The 25,887-nt window shown below is 54.6% G+C and carries 27 protein-coding genes and 1 pseudogene; 14 read left to right on the top strand and 14 right to left on the bottom strand.

Going from position 1 to position 25,887, the window contains the following annotated elements:
• Positions 1 to 6 precede the first annotated feature (6 nt).
• On the bottom strand, positions 7 to 1,458 hold the full coding sequence (locus CAFE_RS01290) for a nicotinate phosphoribosyltransferase (RefSeq protein ID WP_066645421.1): 1,452 nt from the start codon (positions 1,456 to 1,458) through the stop codon (positions 7 to 9).
• A gap of 541 nt (positions 1,459 to 1,999) precedes the next feature.
• On the opposite strand from CAFE_RS01290, the gene CAFE_RS01285 reads away from it, so the two are divergent.
• The 3 genes from CAFE_RS01285 (at position 2,000) to CAFE_RS01275 (ending at position 3,795) form a co-directional block, all read left to right on the top strand.
• Entirely contained in the window at positions 2,000 to 2,257 is a 258-nt protein-coding gene (locus tag CAFE_RS01285; protein WP_321173055.1) for a helix-turn-helix domain-containing protein, read from the top strand.
• Between the two features lie 124 nt (positions 2,258 to 2,381).
• The gene (gene ytvI, locus CAFE_RS01280; protein WP_156989576.1) at positions 2,382 to 3,488 is read left to right on the top strand and encodes a sporulation integral membrane protein YtvI; all 1,107 of its coding nucleotides are present in this window, start codon (positions 2,382 to 2,384) and stop codon (positions 3,486 to 3,488) included.
• A gap of 154 nt (positions 3,489 to 3,642) precedes the next feature.
• A complete protein-coding gene (locus CAFE_RS01275; protein ID WP_156989575.1) occupies positions 3,643 to 3,795 on the top strand; it encodes a FeoB-associated Cys-rich membrane protein in 153 nt (50 codons plus the stop codon).
• Between the two features lie 27 nt (positions 3,796 to 3,822).
• Here CAFE_RS01275 and CAFE_RS01270 read toward each other — a convergent pair whose 3' ends face one another.
• Positions 3,823 to 6,492 (bottom strand): calcium-translocating P-type ATPase, PMCA-type, encoded by a 2,670-nt coding sequence (locus tag CAFE_RS01270; protein ID WP_233452664.1) that lies wholly within the window; start codon positions 6,490 to 6,492, stop codon positions 3,823 to 3,825.
• Positions 6,493 to 6,588: 96 nt separating this feature from the next.
• Here CAFE_RS01270 and CAFE_RS01265 point away from each other — a divergent pair, with 96 nt between their 5' ends.
• The 4 genes from CAFE_RS01265 to CAFE_RS01250 all read left to right on the top strand — a co-directional run bounded on the left by CAFE_RS01265 (position 6,589) and on the right by CAFE_RS01250 (position 8,945).
• On the top strand, positions 6,589 to 7,086 hold the full coding sequence (locus tag CAFE_RS01265) for a phosphatase PAP2 family protein (RefSeq protein WP_066645399.1): 498 nt from the start codon (positions 6,589 to 6,591) through the stop codon (positions 7,084 to 7,086).
• 187 nt (positions 7,087 to 7,273) lie between these two features.
• Complete coding sequence (locus CAFE_RS01260) at positions 7,274 to 7,519, top strand: DUF6514 family protein (RefSeq protein WP_066645398.1); 246 nt, start codon at positions 7,274 to 7,276, stop codon at positions 7,517 to 7,519.
• Positions 7,520 to 7,575: 56 nt separating this feature from the next.
• The gene (rd, locus tag CAFE_RS01255) at positions 7,576 to 7,737 is read left to right on the top strand and encodes a rubredoxin (RefSeq protein ID WP_066645396.1); all 162 of its coding nucleotides are present in this window, start codon (positions 7,576 to 7,578) and stop codon (positions 7,735 to 7,737) included.
• Between the two features lie 20 nt (positions 7,738 to 7,757).
• Positions 7,758 to 8,945 (top strand): FprA family A-type flavoprotein, encoded by a 1,188-nt coding sequence (locus CAFE_RS01250; RefSeq protein WP_233452663.1) that lies wholly within the window; start codon positions 7,758 to 7,760, stop codon positions 8,943 to 8,945.
• Here the strand turns inward: CAFE_RS01250 and CAFE_RS01245 are convergent.
• Entirely contained in the window at positions 8,942 to 9,889 is a 948-nt protein-coding gene (locus CAFE_RS01245) for a LysR family transcriptional regulator (protein WP_066645392.1), read from the bottom strand. The genes CAFE_RS01250 and CAFE_RS01245 overlap by 4 nt on opposite strands.
• A 98-nt stretch (positions 9,890 to 9,987) precedes the next feature.
• On the opposite strand from CAFE_RS01245, the gene CAFE_RS01240 reads away from it, so the two are divergent.
• Positions 9,988 to 10,977 carry a YeiH family protein gene (locus CAFE_RS01240; RefSeq protein WP_066645390.1) on the top strand — a complete coding sequence of 330 codons (990 nt, stop codon included), beginning with the start codon at positions 9,988 to 9,990 and terminating at the stop codon, positions 10,975 to 10,977.
• Positions 10,978 to 11,067: 90 nt separating this feature from the next.
• Here the strand turns inward: CAFE_RS01240 and CAFE_RS01235 are convergent, their stop codons facing one another.
• The 4 genes from CAFE_RS01235 to CAFE_RS01220 form a co-directional block, all read right to left on the bottom strand.
• Positions 11,068 to 12,927: an ABC transporter permease gene (locus CAFE_RS01235; RefSeq protein ID WP_066645388.1), complete on the bottom strand. Its 1,860-nt coding sequence runs from the start codon at positions 12,925 to 12,927 to the stop codon at positions 11,068 to 11,070.
• Positions 12,902 to 13,801 carry an ABC transporter ATP-binding protein gene (locus tag CAFE_RS01230; protein ID WP_066645386.1) on the bottom strand — a complete coding sequence of 300 codons (900 nt, stop codon included), beginning with the start codon at positions 13,799 to 13,801 and terminating at the stop codon, positions 12,902 to 12,904. Before CAFE_RS01230 ends, CAFE_RS01235 begins: the two co-directional genes overlap by 26 nt.
• Positions 13,794 to 14,174, bottom strand: a complete 381-nt coding sequence (locus CAFE_RS01225) for a GntR family transcriptional regulator (RefSeq protein WP_066645384.1) — start codon at positions 14,172 to 14,174, stop codon at positions 13,794 to 13,796. The genes CAFE_RS01230 and CAFE_RS01225 overlap by 8 nt, the downstream gene beginning before the upstream one ends.
• Positions 14,175 to 14,262: 88 nt before the next feature.
• A complete protein-coding gene (locus CAFE_RS01220; protein WP_156989573.1) occupies positions 14,263 to 15,303 on the bottom strand; it encodes a lysylphosphatidylglycerol synthase transmembrane domain-containing protein in 1,041 nt (346 codons plus the stop codon).
• Positions 15,304 to 15,624: 321 nt separating this feature from the next.
• Between CAFE_RS01220 and CAFE_RS19870 the strand changes: the two genes are divergently transcribed.
• The 4 genes and pseudogenes from CAFE_RS19870 (at position 15,625) to CAFE_RS01200 (ending at position 17,102) form a co-directional block, all read left to right on the top strand.
• On the top strand, positions 15,625 to 16,173 hold the full coding sequence (locus CAFE_RS19870) for a spore coat associated protein CotJA (RefSeq protein ID WP_228724984.1): 549 nt from the start codon (positions 15,625 to 15,627) through the stop codon (positions 16,171 to 16,173).
• Positions 16,170 to 16,427, top strand: coding sequence for a spore coat protein CotJB (locus tag CAFE_RS01210; RefSeq protein ID WP_066645378.1), 258 nt, complete (start codon positions 16,170 to 16,172; stop codon positions 16,425 to 16,427). Before CAFE_RS19870 ends, CAFE_RS01210 begins: the two co-directional genes overlap by 4 nt.
• Positions 16,428 to 16,529 (top strand): annotated as a pseudogene (locus CAFE_RS01205) (manganese catalase family protein); the annotation flags it as partial. It abuts the gene before it with no gap.
• 84 nt (positions 16,530 to 16,613) lie between these two features.
• On the top strand, positions 16,614 to 17,102 hold the full coding sequence (locus CAFE_RS01200; protein ID WP_066645376.1) for an amidase domain-containing protein: 489 nt from the start codon (positions 16,614 to 16,616) through the stop codon (positions 17,100 to 17,102).
• Positions 17,103 to 17,113: 11 nt separating this feature from the next.
• Here CAFE_RS01200 and CAFE_RS01195 read toward each other — a convergent pair whose 3' ends face one another.
• The gene (locus tag CAFE_RS01195; RefSeq protein ID WP_066645374.1) at positions 17,114 to 17,335 is read right to left on the bottom strand and encodes a hypothetical protein; all 222 of its coding nucleotides are present in this window, start codon (positions 17,333 to 17,335) and stop codon (positions 17,114 to 17,116) included.
• 80 nt (positions 17,336 to 17,415) lie between these two features.
• Between CAFE_RS01195 and CAFE_RS01190 the strand changes: the two genes are divergently transcribed.
• Positions 17,416 to 18,804 (top strand): recombinase family protein, encoded by a 1,389-nt coding sequence (locus tag CAFE_RS01190; protein ID WP_156989572.1) that lies wholly within the window; start codon positions 17,416 to 17,418, stop codon positions 18,802 to 18,804.
• On the top strand, positions 18,794 to 19,351 hold the full coding sequence (locus CAFE_RS01185; RefSeq protein ID WP_330593753.1) for a manganese catalase family protein: 558 nt from the start codon (positions 18,794 to 18,796) through the stop codon (positions 19,349 to 19,351). Before CAFE_RS01190 ends, CAFE_RS01185 begins: the two co-directional genes overlap by 11 nt.
• A 213-nt stretch (positions 19,352 to 19,564) precedes the next feature.
• Here the strand turns inward: CAFE_RS01185 and CAFE_RS01180 are convergent, their stop codons facing one another.
• Genes CAFE_RS01180 through CAFE_RS01155 form a run of 6 tightly spaced genes read right to left on the bottom strand, consistent with a single transcriptional unit; the run spans position 19,565 to position 25,755 of the window.
• Positions 19,565 to 19,699: an XkdX family protein gene (locus CAFE_RS01180; protein ID WP_156989570.1), complete on the bottom strand. Its 135-nt coding sequence runs from the start codon at positions 19,697 to 19,699 to the stop codon at positions 19,565 to 19,567.
• Positions 19,699 to 19,983, bottom strand: a complete 285-nt coding sequence (locus CAFE_RS01175; RefSeq protein WP_156989569.1) for a hypothetical protein — start codon at positions 19,981 to 19,983, stop codon at positions 19,699 to 19,701. Before CAFE_RS01175 ends, CAFE_RS01180 begins: the two co-directional genes overlap by 1 nt.
• A 21-nt stretch (positions 19,984 to 20,004) precedes the next feature.
• Entirely contained in the window at positions 20,005 to 22,164 is a 2,160-nt protein-coding gene (locus tag CAFE_RS01170; RefSeq protein WP_156989568.1) for a DUF6273 domain-containing protein, read from the bottom strand.
• On the bottom strand, positions 22,165 to 23,208 hold the full coding sequence (locus tag CAFE_RS01165) for a siphovirus ReqiPepy6 Gp37-like family protein (protein ID WP_166525040.1): 1,044 nt from the start codon (positions 23,206 to 23,208) through the stop codon (positions 22,165 to 22,167).
• 15 nt (positions 23,209 to 23,223) lie between these two features.
• A complete protein-coding gene (locus CAFE_RS01160) occupies positions 23,224 to 24,093 on the bottom strand; it encodes a phage tail family protein (RefSeq protein WP_156989566.1) in 870 nt (289 codons plus the stop codon).
• Entirely contained in the window at positions 24,094 to 25,755 is a 1,662-nt protein-coding gene (locus tag CAFE_RS01155; protein WP_156989565.1) for a phage tail protein, read from the bottom strand.
• Positions 25,756 to 25,887: the final 132 nt, after the last annotated feature.

The following is a 25,887-nucleotide window of genomic DNA, read 5'->3' as shown; positions in this document are numbered from 1 at the left end:
AAAATGTCAAGCGTTCGGGCCGAAGGAATATTCGGAAATCAGCCGGCTCTTCACGTCCCACAGCTTCTGGGACAGGTCGACATAATACTTGTGGGGATTTTCAAACCGTTTGACTTCGTCCCAGAGCGTGTCCACCTGTTCGCAGCAGTATGACTGCAGCTCTTTCAGGGGCTGCTTCCGCGTCAGGCAGCGCCCGTTTTGGAACAGCTGAACGCGGATATCCTCCGCGCGGAAATTCGTGAGCGTCTTGCGCTTCCATACGAAATTCGGGTCAAAAATTTCATAGGGCCGCGTGTCGTCGATCACCTCGTCGGAGAGGGTGATCACGTCCGCGAGCGCCTTACCGCTCGATCGGTCGTAAAGCCTCCAGAGTTTTTTGAAGCCGGGCGTAGTGATTTTCGATACATTTTCGCTGATTTTAATTTTCGGCGTGACCACGCCGTCTTTTCCTTCCACCCCGCTGAGCTTGTAAACGCCGCCGAATACCGGATGGCTTGAGGAGGTAATCATCCGTTCTCCGACGCCGAAGCTGTCCACCTTCGCCCCCTGCATCAGCATATCGCGGATGATATATTCATCGAGCGAGTTGGAAGCACAGATTTTACAATCGGGGAAACCCGCGTCATCCAGCATTTTTCTGGCCTTTTTGGAAAGATAGGTGATGTCGCCGCTGTCTATCCGGATTCCCCCGGGCCGAAACCCGCGCGGCAGGATTTCTTCGCGGAACACCTGAATCGCATGGGGGACGCCGGACTTTAAAACATTATAAGTATCGACCAGCAGCGTACAGTTCCGTGGATATTCCCGCGCATAGGCGCGGAAGGCTTCCAATTCGGAATCAAAGAGCTGAATCCAGCTGTGCGCCATGGTTCCCAGAGCCGGAACCCCGTATTCACGGTCGCAAATCGTGCAGGCCGTGCCGCAGCAGCCGCCAATATACGCGGCTCGCGCCCCCAGGATGGCCCCGTCGGCGCCCTGAGCTCGCCGGGAACCGAATTCCATGACCGGTCTGCCCTGCGCGGCGCGGCAGATACGGTTTGCCTTTGTCGCGATCAGGCTCTGATGATTCACGGTCAGCAGAATCATTGTTTCAATAAACTGAGCCTGTATCACCGGGCCGCGCACGGTTAGGATCGGCTCTCCCGGAAAAATCGGCATTCCCTCCGGTACCGACCAGACGTCGCAGCAAAAGCGGAAATCCCGCAGATACCCGATAAACTCTTCGCTGAAAATCTTGCAGCCGCGGAGATATTCAAGATCCTCCGGCGTGAATTTCAGGTTTTCCAGGTAATCCACAAGCTGTTGAACGCCCGCCATAATCGCATAGCCGCCGTTGTCCGGTATCTCGCGGAAAAACATGTCAAAATAAACCACGGTGTCCCGGTGACCGTTTGTGAAATAACCATTCGCCATGGTTATTTCATAAAAATCGGTCAGCATGGTCAGATTTGTCTTCATTTCGCTGTTATTTTCCAAGAAAAACATCTCCTGTATTATAAGATTCAAAAATACTGTGACTTCCAATCCTCAAGCCGACATATTATAGACTGACACGAAATTATTGATTGATGCATAATGCAGCGTGTCACTCAGGCAGCACCGAAAGATGAATTCAGGCATTTTCGGCCGCTGCAAAAAAATAATACCCGCAGCACCGACCTCCGCGCCGCCTTTGCAAGCGGCGGTTTAATAAAAATTCCCATTTGTAAAAAAGTGATTCGGAGTTCTCAAAAAAGAATAATTTTATTTTGTCGTGATAAAATAATAAATGTATGTTGACATCTTTGTCAAAATTATAAACTTTTTCTAAATAATACTGCGAACTACGTGAAAATAATCCATTTTTTTATTGCAATAATCACAAAAAGCTATTATACTAATCTCTGTCGGTATTAAGGGTAGATTCGGTCCCGGAAAATCAGCTGTATTGCCGAATCCTGCCGGCAAGCACAGTCTTGTGAAAAAGAAGTGTATGCGAAACCAAATTTGCTACGAGGAGATGAATGAATTGAGATTGCGCAAACAAGCACTCGGAACCCGCAACTTGGTGGGAGCTCGTGTCGAAATGGCACGTAAGAATCAAGGCATGAAGCAAAAAGAGCTTTTAGCTCAGCTCCAAGTGAACGGAGTCGACATGAACGCTTCCGGCCTGTCCAAACTTGAAGGGCAGATCCGCTATGTAACGGATTTTGAACTTTCAGCACTTGCCAACATCCTCAACGTTTCTGTGGATTGGCTTTTGGGCAGAGAGAAATAAGTTCCGATGAAGGAGTGTTCCGCTATTCTTGAGCGGGACACTCTTTTTTTTCTTTCTTTTTCTTCCCATACACGTTATAATGAATCATACTCTTTTCCATGAAAATTGACAAGGGGGTTTTTCATTGTTCGACAAGCGCCAGTTCATCCGCATTTTGCCTCTTATCGTGTTTTTCGTCTGTTATTCCGCCGGATTCGTCCTGTTCGCCGTAACTTTAAAATATACCTTTCCGTTCTTGGCCGGGTTCCTTCTGGCTTTGCTCGCCCAGCCGCTGATTGAGTGGCTCCGCGACCGGCTGCATTTCCACCCGGCTGCGGCCGCCGCAGCGGCGACTCTGCTGGTCTACGCCGTATTGTTCGGCCTGCTGTTCCTGATCGGGCTGTTCCTGATCCGTGAAATCAGCAACCTGATCGCCTACATTTCCAGTCTGTCCCCGTCCGACATGGGCATTCTGACGCTTCCGTTTGACAACCTCATGAAACAGGTAGGCGATTATATCAATCATATCGACGCCGGGTTTATTCAGCAGAATCAGGAAAAAATGCTGAACCTGGCTCAGACGGGGCTGTCGCTTGCAACCAAAGCCCTCAGCACCACGCTCGGATTTCTGACCTCCCTCCCGGCAATTTTCACCATGTTCATCGTGATGATTTTCTCCACCTACTTCTTTTCGAAAGACATGAGAAAGATCAAGGACTGCCTGCTGGGCCTTTTCACCGCCGGAGGCGCGGACGACCTGCGCAGCTATTCCCGCAACGGCCGCAGCCTGAGCGGAAAATATATCGGCTCCTACCTGCTGATATATTTTATCACATTTTTAGAAACCCTGATCGTCTTTATCGCCCTCGGCATCCCCTACCCGCTGGTCGTAAGCATTGTAACCGGCGTCGCGGACATTCTTCCCGTGCTGGGCCCCGGCACGATTTATATCCCCCTCGCCCTCATCTATCTCTGCACCGGAAACATCTTTACCGCCGGAATGCTCCTCGTCAGCTGGATGATTATTACCGCCATCCGCCAGATCATTGAGCCGAAGATCGTTTCTTCCTCCATTGATATTCATCCGCTTTCGATGCTTGCCGCCATTTACTTTGCCCTGATCGCTAAAAATTTCTGGATTCTGATTTATATTCCGCTTCTGATGATCCTCTATACCACGCTGACAAAATCCGGAAAGCTTCCGACCCTATTTGATCGCGGCGGTCCCGCTTCCGGCGGCAAAACGCTTTAAAAGGGAAACGGCACGGCGTCTCTTCAGAAATTCGGAAAGCCCTGCGCCGAAGTTGACAGTCCTGCAAAAAGGTGTTAAACTGGTCCAGCAAGATCAGCGTAAACTACCGAAATTTTCCATTCATAGAACCGCATTTTCCCCGGGAGGTGATGGAATGGCGGCATGGATTCTGATCAGCCTGATTATCGCCGCGCTGGCGTTTTTGGGATTCCATTCGGTGGATTCCCTCGGGCACGGAGGCTGCGGCGGCGACTGCGGAAGCTGCGGCGGTTTTGAAGAGCCCGCCGATATTAATCGCAAGGCATAAACACACATCGAAAAGGGCCTGCCGGAATCAACCGGCGGGCCCTTTTCTTCTACCCTCCGCCCCGTCCGACGGGGCCCTGCCTTTTTCGAGGCGCCGCACGGCGGGCGTACGCGCGGGCTTAACATGCCGCGCGGCCTTCTCCGCCTCCACCACAAAAAGCGGCGTAAGCGACAGGGCCGCCACGACCAGCCACTGTCTGCCCGTCAGGACGGCGGTCTTAAAAACGGCCGCGAGCGGCGGAATAACAATGACGGAGGCCTGAAGAATCACGCAGGCGACGGCCGCCAGGACCAACTGAGGGTTGGCAAACAGTCCCGCCCGGAACGCGGAGCTGTCGGAGCGCATATTAAAGGTGTGTACAACCTGCGAAAGGCTCAATACGGCAAACGCCATGGTCCGCCCAATAAACGGGGACGCCGGGTCCACATCGAAAAACGCTCTTCCAATACTGTAAGCCAACAGCGAAAGCGACCCGATCAGGCATCCTTCCACCATAATGTTGTATCCCATTCCTCCGGAAAAGATGTTTTCCCCGCGCCGCACGGGTTTTTGGTTCATCACGTCGCCGGCAATCGGTTCCATGCCGAGTGCCAGCGCCGGCAGCGAATCGGTGACCAGATTCACCCACAGCAGCTGAATGGCGAGCAGAGGGCTTGGCAGCCTGAGCAGAAAGCCGACGAAAACCGTCAGCAGCTCGCCGATATTGCAGCTGATCAGGAAATGCACCGTCTTGCGGATATTCTGGTAAATTCCGCGGCCCTCGCGGACCGCGGAAACAATGGTGGCGAAGTTGTCGTCCGTCAGAATCATATCGGAGGCGGCCTTGGCGACGTCGGTGCCGGAAACCCCCATCGCGCAGCCGATGTCCGCCGCCCGCAGGGCCGGCGCGTCGTTTACGCCGTCCCCGGTCATCGCAACGACTTCTCCCCGCGACTGGAACGCCCTCACGATACGGACCTTATGCTCCGGTGAAACGCGGGCGAACACGGAATACCGGCTGATGCAGCGGCGCAGCTTCTCATCCGTCATGCGGTCCAGCTCCGGCCCGGTCGCCACGTTTGCGGCGCTTTCCGCAATCCCCAGCCTCACGGCGATCGCCGCCGCCGTCGCTGCGTGGTCTCCGGTAATCATGACCGGACGGATTCCCGCCTGCCTGCACATCCTGACGGCTCTCTCGGCCTCCGGGCGGGGCGGATCGATCATTCCCACCAGCCCCAGGAAAACAAGGCCCCGTTCGGCCTCCTCGGCGCTTCTCGGGGGACGGTCGGCGTCACGGTACGCCACGCCGAGCACCCGCAGCGCCCGCGAAGCCATTTCCTCGTTTCTGTGCGCGATTCGCTCCTTGGCCCCCCCGGAGGCGCAGTATTGAAGCAGGATATCCGGCGCACCCTTTGTGATGATTCGAAAGCGCCCGCCCGGCAGCCGGTGCACGGTGGTCATTCTTTTGCGCTCGCTGGAAAACGGAAACTCGCCGATTCGCGGAAATTGTCTTTCCAGCCGGCCCTTGTCGGCCGCCGCCGCGCGGACCAACGCGGTTTCGGTGGGATCGCCGCAGAGCCGCCCGCCGTTTTCCGCGCAGTTTGTGCAAAGCGCGGCCGCCTCCAGAAGTCTTCTGCCCGCCGCGGAACCCGCCTCGATTTTTCCCGCCGCGTCCTGCAGCTCCACAACCGTCATCCGGTTCTGCGTCAGCGTTCCCGTTTTATCGGAACAGATCACGCTGGCGCTTCCGAGCGTTTCCACCGCCGGCATTCTGCGTACAATCGCCCGTTTTGCCGCCATGCGCCGCACCCCAACGGCCAGCGTGACGGTAACGACCGCGGGCAGCCCCTCCGGAATCGCGGCGACGGCCAGACTGATGGCAATCAGGAACATATCCAGCGGGTCGATTCTCTGGATCAGCCCCATGATAAAAATCAGCAGGCAAATGACGAGCGCCCCCGCCCCCAGCATGCGCCCCGTCTGCGCGAGCTTTCGCTGAAGGGGCGTCTGCGGCGCCGACTGGCTGCCGATCATGTGAGCAATTCTTCCAACCTGCGTGTGCATGCCGGTCGCCACCACAATTCCCCGCCCGCGGCCCGCCGCGACCGAGCTGGTGGAATACAAAAAATTATGCCGGTCGCCCAGCGGCGTTCCGGCCGGATATACGGAGTCGGCGTCCTTGGCCCCGGGAAGACTCTCCCCGGTCAGCGCGCTTTCCTCCGCTTTTAGATCGATCGCTTCGGTCAATCGAAGGTCCGCCGGCACCAGATCGCCTGTTTCCACCGCGACCAAGTCGCCGGGAACCAGCTTTTCCGCCGGTATTTCCAGTTCCTTGCCCGAACGGACGACGCGCGCCCTGGGGCTGGAAAGCCTCTGCAGCGCCTCGATCGCCCGTTCCGCGCGGCTTTCCTGAATCAGTCCCGTTACCGCGTCAACCGCGACGATGACCAGAATAATAATGGAATCGATATAGTCGCTGTCCTGCTGAAGATAGGATGTGAGAAAGGAAATGCCTGCCGCAATCAGCAGGACAATGACCATAAAGTCCGACAGCTGAGCCGCAAAACGAAGAATCAGGCTTTTTTTCTTAGGACGGGCCAGTTCGTTGCCGCCGTATTTTCGCAGCCGTTCGGCTGCCTGCTGCGGCGTCAGCCCGTCGCGCAGGCTGGTTCTGAGCTTTTTTGCACAGTCTTCTTTTGTCAGGCTCTGCCATTCCAATCCGTATCATCTCCTGTTTTTTAATATAAGTATATTCGCAAGGCATTAAAAATATGGTATAATAATCGGGAAACAACTCTGACCGGAGGAACAGGAATGGATGTCAGGATCATCAGTTATGTTCAAACGCACTGCCATAACCGATTTACCGATTTTATTTTCCCGCTTCTTTCCAGAATCGGCAATGCGGGTGCGGTTTGGCTGACCGCCGCAGTCTTCCTCGGCTACAACAGGCATACCCGCACTTTCGCGTTCATGCTATTTTTTTCACTGGCGCTCGCGCATATTATCAGCCAGATTTTAAAACCGATTATCGGGCGCCCCAGGCCGTTTATGGCCAATCCGGGCGTATCCCTTCTGATTCACACCCCGGGCGGCTATTCCTGCCCATCCGGGCACTCGGCGTCATCCTTCGCGGCCGCGACGGTGATTCTGCTTTTTAACAGCCGGTTCGGCACAGCCGCGCTGATACTCGCCTTATTAATTGCTTTTTCGAGAGTCTTTCTGTTTGTGCATTATCCGTCCGACACAATCCTCGGATCATTACTTGGCGTATTATGTGCGTTTGTTGTAATATACTTATACAAATTGTAGAAAAATAATTCTAATTCCTACATACAATATCTATTTTGCTTCTGAATAATCTTCGCGACATCTTGCGTTATTGTCAGATTAGCACCAAAATCCGCGCTTTTTCGCTTGAAAAATTCCTTTTTGTGAATTATGATATTACCGTAATCAGGTAAAATGTGATTAAAATTCACAGAGAGGATGGTGGTTAATGTTCAGATTTATTGGTTGCGCAGATATCCCGGGGGTCTGCCTGAAATACTATGTATTTGGGAATCGCAGAAAAGGGTATGGAATTAAAATTCTTCGTTCAGACAATGATTACACAGACCAGTATGTTTCAAGAAATCTCTTAAGGGTTCTGGACCTTGCCAGCCAGTTCTGCCGCTGTAAAGTGTTTCCGGAGAACCTTTGTGAAATCATCGATGACCTGAAGTACGACAGCCGCTCTGATTGACAAAACTATTTTGCTCCACTATACTAATAGAAAACATCTGATAAGGAGTGGGAAAAATGAAAAAATATGTTTGCAGTGCATGCGGTTATGTTTACGACCCCGCAAAGGGCGACCCTGAGCACGGAGCGAAACCCGGCACCGCGTTTGAAGACCTTCCGGACGACTGGACCTGCCCGGAATGCGGCGTGGGCAAAGACATGTTCTCACCCGAAGATTAAGAAAGAAGTTTTCCATGAGCATGAAAAAATTAGCGGACCATGTCTACTCCGTCGGCGTTTTGAATCCCGGCATGCGTGTTTTTGACATTATCATGCATGCGGAATATGGGACAAGCTACAACGCCTACCTGATTACAGGCGAAAAAAATGTTCTGGTCGACACGGTTCTCGAATCCTTTTTTGACGAATACCTCGAGAACATCCGGAGCATTGTGGACATTTCCAAAATCGACTACTTGATCGTCAACCACACGGAACCTGATCATTCAGGCTCCATCGCGAAGCTGTTGGAATTGAACCCAAATCTTGTAATTTATTCCACCTTTGCTGCGAAAAAGAATCTTAGCGCGATTATGAACCGTGAGTTTCAAAGCGTCGTTGTCAAACAAGGGGACAGGCTGGACCTCGGCGAGCGTGAACTTGAATTTATCGTCGCCCCGCTGCTGCACTGGCCGGACACCATGTTTACTTGGATGCCTTCTGAAAAGATCCTGTTCACCTGCGACTTTTTGGGATGCCATTTCTGTGAGCCAACCATGACGGACACTTCGGTTCACTATCCGGAAAAGTACTGGGATGAATTTGAAAATTACTATCGGTGCATTATGGCGCCGTTCGGTCCGTACGTTCTGTCCGGACTGGACAAAATCGAAGAACTCCCCGCTGAGGTCATCTGCACAAGCCACGGGCCTTGCCTGACTGATAATATTCGGAAATGCAAAGAGCTTTATCGGAGCTGGAGTACCCCGGCGCTCCGGCCGAAAAAGACTTTCGGCATCCTTTACGCATCCTCATACGGATACACCGAAAAACTGGCTCGCGCCGCTGCGGAAGAGCTCGGCAAAAACGATGCCCTTGACGTTAGACTGATCAATATTGTTTTTGAACCGTTTGAAAAGGCCGCGGAACTGGTCAACCGGGCGGACGCCCTTCTGGTTGGTTCCTGCACGATTAACCGGGACGCCCCGAAGATTGTATGGGACGTTTTGGCAAGCGTCGACCCGATCAATACCCGCGCAAAACCGGCGGGCGCATTCGGCTCCTTCGGCTGGAGCGGAGAAGCTGTTCCGATGGTGAAGAGCCGGTTGGAACACCTGAAATTCCGCTTTGTCGGTGACGGGATGAGGGTAAACTTCATGCCGACCGACGACGATCTGGCCGCTATGAGGCAATACGCCGGCGAGGTTGCGGCGCAAATTAAATCTTAATCTTTCGTTCGCCCGGTGTTTTGCACCGGGCGTTTTTTGACGCCGGCCTCATCCGGACTTTCCCGCAGGCCATCCTGATTCAGGCACAGGTCCATAAACCTTCTCATCGCCGCGGTCAGATATTTGTTTTTATGCACAATCATCCGAAACTGCCTGAAAAAACGGATCCCCTCGATCTCCCTGATGCAGAGAAGCCCGCGGTTCACCTCGGATTCGACCGCGCGGCGTGAAATCACGGTAACCCCCAGCCCCTCCGCGACGGCCGCTTTGATCGTATCCGCATTATTGCAGACCCAGCCGGCATGGAAAGAAAGGCCCTTCGCCTTCATCCCGTCCTCAAACGTCTTTCGGGTTCCGCTGCCCTCCTCCCGGATAATAAAGGGTTCGCGCTCCAACTCGTCCGGCGCAACGGAGCGAAGTGCCGCAAATCGGTGCTCCCTGCCGCAGACCAGCACCAGTTCATCCGTGAGAAACGGCAGAGTGATCAGATCCTGCGACGCGGTCTCCCCCTCGACCAGGCCGATGTCCGTCGTGTCCCTCAGAATCCTTTTTTCAATCCGAGCCGTGTTGTCCTCAAACACTTCCACCTCAACCGCCGGGTTTGCCTGCCGGTACCGGAGGATCAGGTGCGGCAGAACGCTTGCCCCGACCGTAACGCTCGCCCCGACGCGCACGCTGCCGCTGCCGGCGAGCGTTTTCATGCTGTTTTCAATTTCTTCGTTCATCCGCACCATGTGGCGCGCATACCCAAGCAGATTTTCCCCCGCCGAAGTCAGGTACAGCTTTTTCGTCAGCCGTTCAAACAGCCGGACTCCGTAATATTTTTCCAGTTCCGCGATCGCCTGACTGACGGCGGACTGCGACATAAACAGCGATTTCGCCGCCGCGGTCATATTCAGCCGGTCGCAGACGGCGACAAAGATTTTAAAATGCCGAAGTGTCAAACGATCCCATCCTTTTTACTTATCGATATAATAAGATAATAATATTTTACTTATTATAAGTCAAGGAGTATGATGAAAAAAAGAAAGGAGAAGATCATTTGAAACAAATCACCTCAAAAATACCGGGGATTGCCCTGACAGCCCTGATTGCGGTTCCCGCCTGGCTGCTGGGGAGCGCGTTCCCCGTCGTCGGCAGCCCCGTCCTGGGAATCCTGTTCGGCATGCTGCTCGCCTTTTTGAAAAGGCCCGCGCTGTTCGACGACGGAATCCGGTATACGTCGAAAAAACTGCTTCAGTATTCCATCATTCTGCTCGGATTTGAAATGAACCTGTTCCATGTTTTTGAAGTCGGCGGCCAGACGCTGATTTTAATGGCGTTCACGCTGACCGCCGCGTTCGTGACCGCCTATTTTGCCGGCAGGGCATTGGGGCTGGATTCGAATACAAAAACGCTGATCGGCGTCGGCTCGGCCATTTGCGGCGGCTCCGCCATCGCCGCGACCGCGCCGGTCATCAAAGCCGACGATGAAGACGTCGCGCATTCGATTTCCACCATCTTTCTGTTCAACGTGATCGCGGCCTTCCTGTTTCCGTTCCTGGGCCATCTGATGGGCATGAGCGACCACAGCTTCGGCCTTTGGGCGGGCACCGCCGTCAACGACACCTCATCCGTGGTGGCGGCGGGCTATACTTACAGCAACGCCGCGGGCAATCTCGCCGTGATCGTAAAGCTGACCCGAACGCTGATGATTGTTCCGGTCACACTGGTGCTGGCTTTTTACACCTCCCGTAAAAACGCGGCTTCCGGCAAAGGCAGCTATGATTTTAAAAAAATATTCCCCTGGTTCGTGCTTGGGTTCGTCGCCGCGTCCGTTGCCTACACGTTTCTTCCCCTTCCGGCAGCTCTTTGCGGATTTCTGTCCCAGGCCGGCAAATTCATGATTGTGATGGCAATGGCGGCCATCGGCCTGAACACCAATCTGATCAAACTGGTGAAAAGCGGCGCGAAACCGATTCTGCTCGGTTTTATCTGCTGGGTCGTCCTGTCTCTGACCTCGCTTGGGGTTCAATACGCGCTCCATCTATGAAACCGGACCTCCGGGCATGCGGAAGGGCCGCGGGCAAATGCCCGCGGCCCTTCCTGTTTTTATATGATGCAATACAACCTTATACTCCTATCATTCAACCCAGCCCCACTGCTTCAGAAGCTTCCACGTCGCCGCGCTTTCATCCGTAAAACTGTAATTGCCGCCGTTCAGGTTGATTTTCCCCTTGTACCCGCCGAGCAGGGTTCTCATTTTCTCTCCTGGCTCGATCTTTTCTTGGTAGTCAAGGCTGATATCCAGGTACTTTTCCGGCTCCTGCGTCATCTCATATCTGCGGTTGACCTTCCCGTCGAGGAAATCCTGTTCCAAAGCGTTCTGGAACTGCGCCGCCTGCTGCGCGTCAGGAACAAAGGTCTTGCTGCTCGACTTGCCGTTATAGATTTCAATGCTCTTGAAATTCTCCGGCGACAGGTAGAAAACAAGGTCTTCGCTTTCCACGAATTCCTTCATGCCGTTCAGCTTGTCATAGGCCGGTTTCAGCATTGATTCCAGATTCATCTGGTCGGTATAGCTTCTGTATGTTCTTTTGAAGACGCTCCCGTCTTTCATCCGGTAGGAAAGGGTCAGCCCGTTGCCCTGATTGGTTTTTAAGCAGTAGGGATACCGGGCGCGGTATTTCTTGATCAGCTCCTGCTGAATCCCGACGACCGCCTTGATGTTTTCTTCCTGACGGATGGTCGGGGACAGAGCCAAGATCCGGTTTCCGAAGCTCTCGTCGTAAACCGTCTGACTGCCGGAGCCGCTCCAGTAGCTGTCCGCGTCGATGGAGACGCTTTCCACCTGCGAAGCGTCCGGAACCCGCGTGTCGTAACCGAACAGCCCGGTGCAGAGCGCGCCGAAAAAGGCGACGAACACAACGGCGAAAACGCCGTACCACGCGAAACTCTTTTTCATCTGATGAAACCCGCGGGAGTAGATGACCTCAACGATCACATGCGTTGCGAGAGACCCGCAAAGCACGCCGATGAAGAACGCGGTATCCGAAGCGCCGTTCAGAACCAGCCCGAACCCCAGCCCGCCGACCGCTGTCAAAAGGAAGCGGACCAGAAGCTTCGGAAGAGGAAAGGCGAAATTGTCTTCCGCCGATTCGCTCCTGCGCCTGCGGTACAGCAGGACGGAACCCGCCAGCAGCACGGCCGTCAACGCAACCCACCAAAGCAAAAACCAGGCGGAGCCGATCCGCAAAACCGCGACAAACGCCGCTGCGAACGGAGCAAAGGCGGTGGCAACCGTCAAATGATCCGCAATATTCGCGCTGAATCCCGGCAGGAGCATCCCCGCGACGGTATAGACGCACAGAATCAGGAGCGGATAGCCGACGTTGACCCCAAGCGCCGAAAGCACCGCATCCAGCGTGGTTCCGGCGCAGACCATCATGAAGAGGCAGAAGGTAAATGCCGCCGCGCCCATCAGCAGGACCCAAAGCATTGAGATAAGCGGCGACTTCGCCCCGTCCGTCACCGAAACGCCGTAGGCCGCGCCGATCATCCGCATGGAAATAAAGTCCAGCAGCACCGGCACAAACAATACGGTGATTCCCGCGCACCAGCGCCCGAGCAGAAGGGCCTCGCGGCCGACCGGCATGGCGTGATACAGATCCACGCTCCGCTTCTTCTGCAGATAGCCGAACAGCAGAACGCACAAAATCGCGCAGAACAGCAGGACGATCGCAACCGCGAACGCCGGCAGCAAGCCGCCGACCATATTGGTGTAGCTTCTGGAAAGGCTCTCCGTCCTTTCCGCCTGGGTCAGGTCCGTGTTCCGCGCGATGGCGGCCGCCTCACCCGGCAGGGAAATCAGCAAAATCAGCGGATTTGCCAGAAACAGCAGCAGCGCGAGCAGCACCGCCATACCGATGTTCTTTCTCAGCGACCAGAAATAGGTCCGCCGGAATTGAGAGAAACGGTTAAGACAGGATGTTGTTGATGTCATAGCCCGCCACCTCCATTTCACTGATAAATACTTCTTCAAGCGTCAGCGGAAGCGCTTCCGCGAAGATGGGGTTCAAGGAATTAAGCTTTTCCAGAACTTCGTCCCGGCCGCCGCGGACCACAAGGTTTAAAAGAGAACCGCGCGTTTCCCACTCGAGAATCTCCATCGGTTCAAACGCGCTTCTTTCCGGCATCGGGCGGAAAGCCGCCTGAACCTTGCACACGCCGAGCCGCAGCGCGTCAATGTCTTTTTCAAAAAGAATCCCGCCCTTGTGGAACAGCCCGACGTGGTCGCACAAATCTTCCAGCTCCCGCAGGTTATGCGACGCGATGATGACGGTCAGGTTATGCTCCGAAACCTCCTCGCAGATCAGTTTCTTGAGCAGCTGGCGCATGACCGGGTCAAGCCCGTCGAAGATTTCGTCCATGAGAAGGTACTCCGGGCGGGCGGCAAACGCGCAGATCAGCGCGGCCTGGCGCTGCATCCCCTTGGAAAAGTTTGTAATCCGTTCTTTTTTCCCAACCGGAAACAGCTTGCACAGGTCTTCAAACCTCGCGGCGTCCCATTTGGGGTATATCCCCGAGTAAAATTTCGCCATATCGGACAGCGTCGCCTGTGGCAGAAAATACGGGTAGTCCGGAATAAAACATATTTTTGATTTTACTTCCGCATTTTCAAACGGAGCTTTTCCGTCCACCAGAACATTCCCGCCGTCCGGAAAATAGATGCCGGCGCAGGTGCGGAGAAATGTTGATTTTCCCGCTCCGTTGGAACCGACCAGCCCGAAGACGGACCCCCCGCCGATCGTAAAATTCACATTGTCCAGCGCAGCCTTGGCGCCGAATTTTTTCGTCAGATTTTGAACCTCAATCATGTTGATCCGCCCTCCCGTCGAACACACCGGATATCTGCGCCAGAATTTCTTCCTTTGTCACGCCGCAGAAAACCGCTTCCGCCGCCGCGTCCCGCACTTTTTCCAGCGCGAGGCTTTTTCTGCGGTCAACGGCGGATTCATCCCCCGCCAGGAAAGAACCCTTTCCCTGCACCGAAAAAATGATCCCGTCCCGCTCCAGCATCTGGTACGCTTTCTGCACCGTATTCGGATTTACTCCGAGTTCCTGTGCAAGAGCGCGGACGCTCGGCAGGGCTTCTCCCGGTTCCATCGCGCCCATCGCCGCCATGCGGGTCATCGACCGGTAAAGCTGTTCGTAAATCGGCAGCCTGCTTTTGTAATCCAGCACGAACATCCTGTTCACCTCACTGTATTTACCGTATTATGTTTATTAGTACAGTCGCAGTATAGCATCCCGCGTTTTATTTGTCAATAAAAAGATGCTATTGGGAATCCCTTTCCATATTCATCTTACTGCCGATATAAGCGAAAATCCCGCCGAACACGATATTGGCGTAATAGGTGATCAATCGCCAGAGCAAAATCGCCGGAAAAATCGCCGATTTGAAATACAGCCCGAAAAACAGATAGAAGCTGCTTTCCGCCCCGCCGGAGCTGCCGGGCAGCGGCACAAACGCCGAAACCATCGCCACAAAAACCTGCGCCGCGATCATGGCGGTAACCGAAGCCCCGCGCATATTAAAGCTGCGGTAGATAAAAAACGGGATCAGGCTGTTGAGAGTAATCTGAACCGCCGCGGAAGCCATGACGCTCAAATAAAGCGGCGCGGAATTTCCCATCATTTTAGAGGCGTCGTGGAAAACCTGCAGCTGGCTGTGGATTTTTTCATAACGCGCTTTCGGATGCCGGCACAGTTTGAACCGGTGGAGCAAGAGAAGCGTGGACCGGAGGATTCGGTCCGTTGTTTTTTCACTGAGCATAAACAGCACGACCAACGCGATAAAAATACAGTTGGTGAACAGGCCGACTATGGTTAAAAACGCGAAATTGGTCACGTTTGTCTGAAAATAATGGAGCTTTGTGGCCACCATCAGGAGCGCGTACAGAACCATCACGACCTGATAGACCAGGGTTTTCACCGCGACGACGGAGCCGGCCATACCGGTATCCATGCCCATGTTGCTGAGCGTGTACATCTGCATCGGCTGTCCGCCGGTGGCAAACGGGGTAACGGCGCTGTACAAAAAGCCGATCATCCCCGCGGAAAAGGAGCGTGAAAACTTCCAGTTCGGTTTCATGTGCCGGCACAGCAGGTTAATTTCAAACCCTTCCAGCAGCCAGCAGGCCACCGCCGCCAGAACCGCGGCGAGCAGCCACGTTCGGCGCAGGGTTTTCGCAATGCGGGCGAGTGTTTCAATTCCTCCGCCCGTTGTGAACAGAAAATACAGCAGAATGCCGACGGAAAGAATCAACGTAATGATTACAAAAAGATTTTTACCGAATTTTCTCTTTTCTTCCGCCATACTTCAACTCCAGAATTCAATGTCTTTTTTAACTATAACTTATATATTCTATAACATCCCGCCCGATTATACAAGTAAAATCCGCATTAATCCCTCCGCGGAGCCCGCGGCCGGCACGGGCAAACCCGGACCGGCCGCGGTTTTGCGCCGAAAAATCCGGTGGCGAAACTGAAAATACAAATGAAAACGCCAAAAAGCGTCAAATTACATTTTTCTAATATGTCAATAAATCCGATAAAATGATAAAAGCAATAACACCGTCTTTCATCTATTGCATAATATGAGATGAGAAACATCCAGTTTCGCGAAAGGAGAAACATCATGCTTGACTATGGAAATCCTTCAAATAATATGATGGCTGAATATAACAGCGCACAAAATGCGAAATCCTCCCCCTCGGTTTCGCCGGAATCGGCCGCAAAAAGCAACACCGTCAAAACGCACGGCAGCAGCGGAGGAGTCATTTCGGAATATTCCAGCGGACAGAATCCCAAAACCGGAACGGCAACATCGGGCAACGGTGCTGTTTCAGAGTATTCCGGCAAAAACCCCATGACAAATCAGACCGTATCCCCGTCGGCTTCCGGCAACAAGGCAATGCTTTCCGCACCCTCCGACGCGCAGAATAAAATGAACGCCGCGGTGTCGCCGGTGCAGACGGAATCCAAAGGCGGTGTGAAGAGCAACTATATGGGCGGCCAGGGCTGCCTGCCGAACCGGACGAGTTTTCCGGCGGAAACGCCGGTAGCAATGGCCTATGTCCCGTTCCAGCACTTTGATACCACCTATCCCGCGGAGCGCGGGCTTGTTTACGGGACGATTTTTCCGGAACTGAACAAACCATTTTTAGGCGGAGGGATGGCAAAATGAGCGAACAAGAACAACTGATGAGAAAAATCAACGCGAATCACTTCGCAATGTGGGAGCTCCACATCTACCTTGATACACACCCGGGCGACTGCACCGCGGCCGCCAAAATGGAGGAATACCGAAAAATCACCGACGACCTTGTTGCGAAATACGAGGCCGCTTACGGACCGATCAACGAAACTTCACAGAATACCAACCGCTGGGCCTGGATCGCGGAGCCATGGCCCTGGGAACTGAGCGAGGAGGGAAAATAAATGTGGATTTATGAGAAAAGGCTGCAATACCCGGTAAAAATCAAAACACCGAATCCCGCGCTCGCCAAACTGATCATATCGCAGTATGGCGGGCCGAATGGCCCTTCGGTATGATGGAAAAGGGATACTTTCCTGTTTCGCAGCATAGGATGATAGGAAAGCCGCCATGAAACCGGAGGGATCCAAATGCTGAACGAAATTTCCTACGACCGGGAAAAAACGGTCGCCTACGCCAGACAGTGGGCAACGAGCCGAAACCCAAAATACTACAGCTTCGACGGGATGGGCGGAGACTGCACCAATTTCGCCTCCCAGTGCGTATTTGCCGGATGCGGCGTGATGAACTATCAAAAAGACACCGGCTGGTACTACAACAGTCCCGGCGACCGGACCGCCTCCTGGAGCGGAGTCGAATACCTGCACGACTTTCTGGTCGGAAACCACGGGCCGGGACCCTTCGCCGTCGAAACCGACCCTTCCGGGATCCGGCCGGGCGACCTGGTCCAACTGGGCAACGGAGCGCGTTTTTACCATACTCCCGTCGTGGTCGCCGTGGAAAAAGACGGAATCTATGTTGCGGCGCACACCTATGACGTTTACATGAAACCGCTGGACCGTTATTTTTTCTCACAGGTCCGCTATCTGCATATTGCCGGAGCGCGAAAATGGAAATAGGCCGAAACCGTCTACGGACGCGCGTTCATTTCCCGCTCCGCGCGTTCCATCCGTTCCCGGTCCTGCCGGAGCTGTTCTTCCCGCGGCAGATATTCCCGGCGGCCGACCACCCTGAACCCGCCGCTGCCGGGCCCGGAAAGCTGTTCAAATTCGGCGCGGCTTCTGAGCGAAAAAGCCCCGGACCGGTCCGCCGAATAGCACTCGCCCGTAAACCGAAACGGCTTCTTTTTCATTTTACTCACCCCGTTTCTATTTATACGGGGCGTCGGCCCGTCCTATCCCCCGCCGATTCCCGCGCAAAGGGTGACTTTCCATGAAAACTGCGGCGGCCTATATCCGCGTTTCCACCAGCGACCAGCTGGAATACAGCCCGGACAGCCAGCTCAGCTGCATCCGTGACTACGCAAAGAGCAACGGTTATCTGCTGCCGGACCAATACATCTTCCGCGAGGACGACGGCGTGAGCGGCCGCGGAGCGAAAAAGCGCACGGAATTTCAGCGCATGATCGCCGAGGCGCAGCGCAGGCCGCGCCCGTTCGACTGCATCCTTCTGTGGAAATTCAGCCGTTTCGCGCGCAGCAGGGCGGACAGCGTCCTTTACAAGACCCTGCTGCGGCGCCGGGGCATCGAGGTGATCTCGGTCAGCGAGCCGCTCGGCGACGAAAAGACCTCCATTCTGGTGGAAGCGATGATTGAGGCGATGGACGAGTATTACAGCGTGAATCTCGCCGAAGAGGTCCGCCGAGGCATGCGGGAAAAAATTGCTCGGGGCGAACCGGTCGCCGGCCCCCCGTTCGGATACCGGATGGCGGAGAAGCGCTTTGTGCCCGACGCGGAGGAGGCCGCCGCGGTCCGGCTGGTCTTCGCCGATTTCCTCCGCGGCGCGTCCCCGGGCGAAATTGCGGAAAAGCTCAACTCAACGGGCCTTCGCACACGGCGCGGCGGAAAGTGGGAACCGCGCGCCGTGCGCTACCTTTTGAAAAACCCGGTCTACTGCGGGGCGCTCAGGTGGAACCCCGGCGGGCCGCTGGGCCGGGGCTCCCCGGAAACCGATACGCTTCTGACGCGGGGCTGCCATGAACCGATCGTTCCGGAAACACTTTGGGAGGAAGCCCAGAGCCGTCTGCGCCCCGGCGCGGTCCGCAGGCGCGGCGCGCCGCCGTGCACGCTGAGGGGGTTGGTCTTTTGTTCCGGCTGCGGATCGCTTCTGATTCCTTCCTCCTCGGGCAGCATGCAGTGCGGCGGATACAGTCATGGGACCTGTCAGGAATCCCACTCGATTTCCACGCGGAAGCTGGAAGCCATGGTGGTTTCCCTGCTGGAAAACGACCTGCAAACAACCGCCCTGCGGATTTCTCCCCACTTTTCCGGGGAGGAAAGCGAGGAGCGCGGGCTGCTTCGCCTGCGGCTGAGGAAAGAGCGCCTCCGCCTTTCAAGGCTGCGGGAGGCCTATCTGGGCGGCGCGGAGCATTTGGCGGAATACTTAAAGGAACGCGGTGAGATCGAACGCGCCTGCCATGCGCTGGAAACGGATTTAAACCGCCTGTCCGGCGAAAACCAGAACGCCGTTGCGTCGGACCTGATTCTATTCCTTCGCGACGGCGCTTTTCCCCCCGACCAAAAAAACGCCCTGCTGCGGTGTCTGGTCCGAAAGATCATATTTGACCGCGCGCAAAACCGAATCAGCCTGTATTACAGGTAAAAATCATCGCGGTAGGCCATTCGGCGGACCGCATGGAGAGATGGGGGCGTCGCTGCGGTATCTGAGCCAGCGATACACCATGCCGAACCCGGAGCTCAAGGCGATTCTGACCGATGTCGGCACCGAAGAGCTTGCGCATTTGGAGATGGTGGGAGCCATTGTTTATCAGCTGACCCGCAACCAAACCCCGGAGCAAATCAAAAAAGCCGGCTTCGACGCCTATTTTATCGACCATACAACCGGCATTTATCCTGCCGACGCTTCCGGCGTGCCGTTCAACGCCGCAACATTCGCTTCCACCGGGGATTCTCTGGCGGATATTCACGAGGACTTGGCCGCCGAGCAAAAAGCCCGCCTGACCTACGACAACATTCTGCGTTACTGCGACGACGACCCCGAGGTGCGCGACGCGATCCGTTTTCTGCGCGAGCGCGAGGTCGTACATTACCAGCGCTTCGGCGAAGGGTTACGGATTATCACCGACAGTCTCGACTCCAAGAATTTCTATGCGTTCAACCCGCAGTACGACCAGAAAAAGAACATGTAACCCTCTGCTGAACAGGAAATCCCCTCTTAAACCAATCCGTGTAAAAAACAGGCGGACCTTTTTGCAAAACCGTCATCCATTGAGCCGGTCAGCCGGCGATTCCTTTCAGATACACGGCAAAAAGCCGGGGCAGCCCAATACCGTTTGGTATGAGTGCCCCGGCTTTTTATGTGTTGTTTGATAACAATTTTTACACGTTAAAGCTCGATGAGCTTAATCCGCGCGGTAATTTTCGCCGGTGATCGTCTTGTAGTCGTCGGCGGTGATCCAGCCAAGCGGAATCGCTTTTTTCAAATTCTCTTCCGGGAGCCGACCGGAGTCGTAAAGCCGTTTTAGTGTCGCGTACATTATGCCACCCCCAGTGTAGATAACGTCAGCGCATCGATCTGATTTTGCAAATCACTGATTTGCGCCGACAGACCCGGTATCGTCGAAGTCGAATTGATGACGAACCAGTAATAATACTTGCCGTCCTGCTGTTCGCTGCGGAACACAGCCCCGTCGGTAAAATAAAGCGTATTCCCGTCGGCTATGCAGCCCGGATTTGCAAACGTTACCGGCACGTCACTTTGAATAACCAGAATATCCCGCCACTCACCGTTAATCTGAATCTTATTTGTGGTGCAGGTCATTTTCGATCCCCTTTCTGCAAGTCATAGCACTGTGTACGCCCCCGATGCGTCGGGCGTCAAAGATATTAAGACGGAAGAATCAAGAAAGCAAAGCGGACGGACCCCACCCGTGCCGCTATAGGCGTCGTAGTCGCCCAGCGTGCCATCGGAGCAGACGACCCGGACGCTGTACGCGCGGGAAGCATACGGAGTGCGAAGCCAGTAGTATTGCGCCGCTCCTGCCGTTCCTCCTGTGTTTGCCGCGCAATCCGCTGTCTCATATGCGATTCTGGAATTATTGTCTGAAAACGCTTGAAGCTGCGAGCCTTCCGTATAATCCGTTGACAAGCCGACTTCCGTTCCGCTCGGCAGACATATCCTTGCGTTGAGCGTTTCGGTCCCGCCGCCGTCTGTGTTTGGCCTCCCGACTGTGATTGTTTTGGTTTTGAGATAGTTCTTTTCTTTTACCGAGAACCCATTCAGGAAACCCGCCACTGATTTGTACGGGTTTGCCGAAACAACACTTGTACTGTCCGGGGCCTGATCTACCGAGTGCTGCGCGACGTACCATGAACCGGCCCCCGCCTCGGAGTTGAGCCATTGATGAATATTGGAAAGTGTGTACCGGTTGTTCCCGTAATTCTTCCGGTCCGTGACGCTGTTCGATGGTTCTTTCGCGTCGAACGCATACCGAGCCAAGACCCCATCAGCTATTAAGGTAATGTCGCTCCCTGATTTGTTGGCGATCTTCATCACAATCGGATTTCCGAAAATCGACCCGAATTTCAGCTTTGTGCCGACCGGGAAGGTCCCGAGCTGGTATCCATGCAGAGGCGTCATTGTGGCTACGCAATACTCGGTTTGATATTCCTTTTTCGAGTTATAAGAGAACGCCCGGTAATAATACTGCGTGCCATTCGTCAGGCCGGTATCGGTAAATGAGGTCCCGGTCCCGTCATAGATTTTCGTTCCGTCCAGCACCTTTGACGGATAGCCTCCGGTCTTGCGGATAATCACGACGCCTGCGTAATTTCCATCTGCCGGATTACTCCACGTCAGCCGGACAGAAGCGTCCCCGATGGTCGCATAAAAATTATTGATTTGGGCGGCCAACGTTCCATAGCCGCCCTGCTTAAAAAAAGCAGTTCCGCACCCGTTCGCTGCACCCCACCCAAGCGGCGCATCATTTGACAAAGTGACTGTTACGGCTGCACCTATGACCCATGCGTCACTCGGCAAGGTCCCGCGCTTTGTGTCAAGAAGGCAGTATCCCTTCCCGTTTATAATGACCCTTGTTGCGTCCGGCGTGCTATCGTCTTTCGGGGTCTGAACCGCCTTAAATGTTACCTGGCATCCTTCGGAGAATATAAAATTTGGTATTGTCAATGTTTGTGACCACGCATCGGTTGACGTTACCGCTGTCGCACGATAAGAGGCTGTATTTCCCTTTACGGCCCCCGCCTGCTCCGCCGTTACTCCATGTGGATTGTCTGTGCGGGCGACATGCGCGGCGATTGTGTCGGCATTCGCCTTAACCGTCTCCGTCGTCCTGCCGTCTCCCGCAAGATCGTTGATTTTTGCGAGCAGATTCCCGGCAGCATTTTCGTCCAGAATATTTTTAATACCGTTAAACCACGCCGTGAAGTCAGATTCATTCGTACTTTTAAATTCCGCAAGGTCCGCGGCAATCTGATTGTAAAACGTCGTTGTATCGATGCGGTCCACGACCGCGTGAACGATGCCGCAGACATTGTTATCCAGCCGAGTGTCGGTAATCAGGCTTTGCGTGATCGCCGTCGTGCCGGCCGGGACGCTGATTTCCGCCAGCTTCAAATCATACTGCTCCGCCGTGCGGACAATCGCCGGGGCGACGGGATTGCTGGCGGGCGCGCCGGTCAATATCTGCGCCGAGATGCTCCGCTTGTTTAAATCCCACCGCAGCACGACCGTGTCTTTCCGGTTCAAAACGCCGTCGGCGTTCCGGATTTGAAACGGAATGTCCGCGTCGCTGCGGTAATAGTACCCGTTGATCCACGCCTGCCCCGATGGGACAAGCACCTGCATGTTTGCGTCCGCGGTTACCGCAAGGGCGTCTGTGTAGACGCCGTTGCTCAGAAAACTCGCGACCCATTCCGCGAGGAAATCCACCGTGTATTTTCTGTCGCCGCCGACGCTGCGAAAAAATCCGCTCGATTCAGCCATTTATCCTTCACTCCCTAAGTCCAAAGTTTCCGGCAGCGGGGTCCCGCATACCGGTGTGATTGTTGCCGTTCCGTTTTCATAAACTTCCTCGACCTCCGTGACTCGTTGGTCAAGGCGCAGCCCCCACTTTTCGAAGCTGATAATATCGCCGAGGTCCCAGTCCGTCCGATAGCGGAAATTCTCCGTATCAACCGCCGACGCCTCGAAATTTTCCGCTTTTGCGGCCTCCGCCAGACTTTGGATTCCCCGCTGCCGAAGCTGCTCCCGGTATTCCTCGTCCGTCAGGCTGCCTTTCTGAAGGTCCCCCGCGTCGACCCAAAGCTCCCGGCGCGGTTCGCCGTTTGTCAGGTCCGCTTCCGCAAGGACAACGGTACCGTCCTCCTCCGCCGCGCAGACATAGGCAAAATTGCAGAAGCCGGTGGTGTCCAGCGTGTAGGAAGACCCGCTGATGTTGGAAAAGCCGTCGCTGAACAAAATGTAGGGATTCAAGGTTTGCGCAACCGTCCGGTCAGCGCCGGAATACACTTCGAAAACCCACTTCCGGTTCTGCACATCCGGACGGAGCCGAAAGCCGAGCGGGGCCGATTTTCCCAGTGCTTTCAGAACCGTCAGAAGATTCTTGCCGGATGTCTGAAAGCTGCACAGGGGCGCGAATCCGCCGGATTCTCCCAGGGTGAGAAAATCGATCGGGCGCGAGGAAATCGCGTTATCCGCGACGATTTTCCGCATGGCGTCTTCCACCGTTCCGGAAAAACTAACCGCCGGCTGGATTACCCTCCTGCTCAGCAGGGAAGAGGCCATCCGTCCCGCCGCCTCGATTTCATCGCCGGTTTCGCTGCTTGAGGTGATTCTGACGCTTTCAATGATTCCGGCTTCCTGACGGTCCAGGCGGTGCAGAATATTCCCGGCTGTCAGGAGGGACAGGGTATCCTGATTTGCCGGAGCATGGAGTTCAAATTCTCCGGGCTCAAAAAACCGCCTTCTCCATCGCAGGGAAGTAAACCCGTCGAGCACGCCCTGCTGTTCCAGCGCGGCGTTATACACGTACAGTTCCGTCGATCACACCCCCCAATAAGCCTGTGTGCTGAGGATGGACACGCTCAGGTTGTCGATTCCGGAATCGGCGTCGTACCGGAAAAGATTGTCGCCTTCATACGCCTGAAGCCACACGGGCGGATACGTCATCAGATTATTGATGTTCTTTGTCACGCCGCCGGAAGTCATGCGAACCCGCTTCCCGCCCGTCCCGGTCGTGATGACAACCTGGTCGCCGGTATGCATGGTTGCGTTGATTTTCATGAGCTCATGGCGGTTTACATCGTACAGCGACGGACCGACGACCTCGCCGGATGCGGCAAACCTCACGGTAAGTCCCATGGGAACCGCGCTGCCGTTCCAGACATTGCCGATCAGGGTATTCGTTTTTTCCGTCAGGGCAAACGGTTCGCCCGTGATCTCCAGGCTCCACTCGATCAGCCCGTTCCAGGCGGCAAGCTGTGTCAGCCGGTCTTCGGCCGAGTAAAACTTCGGGTCGGGACAGATCAGGGAAATCGTAACGTTCCGCGTTTCGTACGGTGAGCCGCCTGCGGGCGAGAAGCTTTCCGCTTCCGGCTCCACCTTTTCCGCATAATAGCGGATTTTCCGGTGTTCGTCGCCCGAAAAGATCAGCGTGCCGGGCGAATCCTTCTGAAAAAAGCTGTACAGCTTCTCGATCTGTTTGTCGTAGTCCCTCAGACCCAGTTCCAGCGTCAGGACGATGTTCCGCTTCTGCGCGTCCGACCCATTGTAGTTTTCTCCGTCCTGTCCGCTGCTTTTGGAGGTGTAGACGTTAAAATCCGACCCAAGGCCGTGCGCGGCAATCAGCCAGAAGGGCGCCGACTCGCCGAATGCCAGCCTCACGCCTTTTCCATTTTCACAAATCAGTTCCATTCAGCGCCTCCGAAGACAGAGTGAAAGTCTTTGCGCGTTCATCCGCTCCTGCCGGGCGACCTCCCCATAGCTGAGTGCCTTGGGGCTTTGAAAGACCGGGTGATAATCAATCGTTGGACCGGTCCGTCCGGAGGCAGACACCGCGCCGGGCTGCTGCGAACCGGAATACGCACCGGCCGGAACCGCGCTCAGGCTCAGCGTCATCGTGCCGGTCAGGTCCTGCAAAGCGGCGGTAACCAGAGATTTGTTTTCCCGAATTCCGGAAGCAAGTCCCTTCATCATGTCGGGCATCCAGTCAGGAAAATCGACCAAAGGTCCTTCGTCCGGAACACTGAAATGCAGAAACTTGCGAATGTCCTTCGCGACGCCGTTCACCGCATCCCCAACCGCTTTTGCCGCGTTCCTGATCCCGTCGGCGATTCCGCCGATGATGTCCCTGCCCCACTGAATCGCCTCTTTTGGAAGATTCTTAATCCAGTCAATAGCTGCTCCGATTCCTGATTTCACGGAATCGACCACCGTGTGAACCGTGCTCTCCACTCCGTTTTTCATCGAGTTAAACATGTTTGCGCCAATATTTTTTAGGGTTTCCGGCAGGGAACTGAACCAGCTGATGATCGAGTTCCACAGCGTCGTGATGCTGGTTTTAATTTTGGCCCCGATTGTAGTTACAACCGAAATGAATCCGTTCCAGGTGTTTTTAAAGATCGTTGCGATTGCCGTCAGAAGTCCTGTAAAATACTGCTGAATGCCGGTCCATACCTGTCGGATGCCCTTCGTAATATTCGCCCAGATTTTCTGCAGGTCAGGCCCGATCTTCCCGAAATTCCCGGTGATCAGGTCGCAGATGACCAGAATCGGGGCCATCAGCACATTTTTTAAAACCGTGAACGCGCCCGTAAAAATCTTCTGGATTCCGGCGAAAATCCGGGAGAAACTCGCCTGAAGCCCGTCGAACGGGGTCATAATTGCCTGGATCAAAGGCTGAACGACTTTCTTCACAATGCCGGTAATGGTGTTCCACAGATTGGTCATCCCCGTAACCAGATCGTTCCACAGGTTTTTGAAAAAAGCACTGATGGGTTCCCAATTTTTCATGATTAACGTCGCGATCAAAGCAATTGCCGTGACGGCCGCGGCAAACGCCAGAATAGGCAAAGCGGAACCGCTTACTACGGATGAGATTCCTATAAAAGCCTTTTTCAGTGGTTCAAAGTTGATTTTCAGACTCTTTAGGGTTTCGAATGCCTGATGAACCGTATTGAAGTTTCCCAACTGGTCAACGACGTTTTGAACGACCCCGGGAACCGACGCAAACGCAGATTGCAATGCACTTGAGAAGCCCTGCGCCTTCTGCCCCTGCGCAGCACCCAAATTTTGACTAACGGCGGCTCCGAGCGACTGCAAGGACACGATGATCTGGTTCAAAGAGCCATTGATTGTTTGCGTCGCGGAAGAAAACACGGGCAGAACCTGGCGAAAGGCAGTGCCGATTTCATTTTGTAAACTGCCCGCAATTCTGTCTCCCAGACCCGAAAGCGCGGCCGTTAAGCTTGTATTTAGCTGCTCTGCCGCTTCTTTGCCCGCCTGAGCGGCTTCCGCCAACAGAGAATCCGTGTTCATTTGATAAGACAAGGCGATGTCTTCCGTATTGTCAGCCATTTAACTCCTCCTTGTATTATAGAGTAGTAGTTATTAGAGCCCCTCTCCAAGGGCTATGTGCTACACTGTAAGGGATGTTGTGGATTGGTTAAGTCCTCCTACCACCAGATGGTTTTTGAAAGGTTCCAACCA

This window comes from Caproicibacter fermentans (assembly GCF_009746625.1).
GTDB classification, from domain to species: Bacteria; Bacillota; Clostridia; order Oscillospirales; family Acutalibacteraceae; genus Caproicibacter; species Caproicibacter fermentans.
The sequence above is the reverse complement of the archived record's forward strand: the minus strand, read 5'-3'. Positions and strand labels throughout refer to the sequence as shown.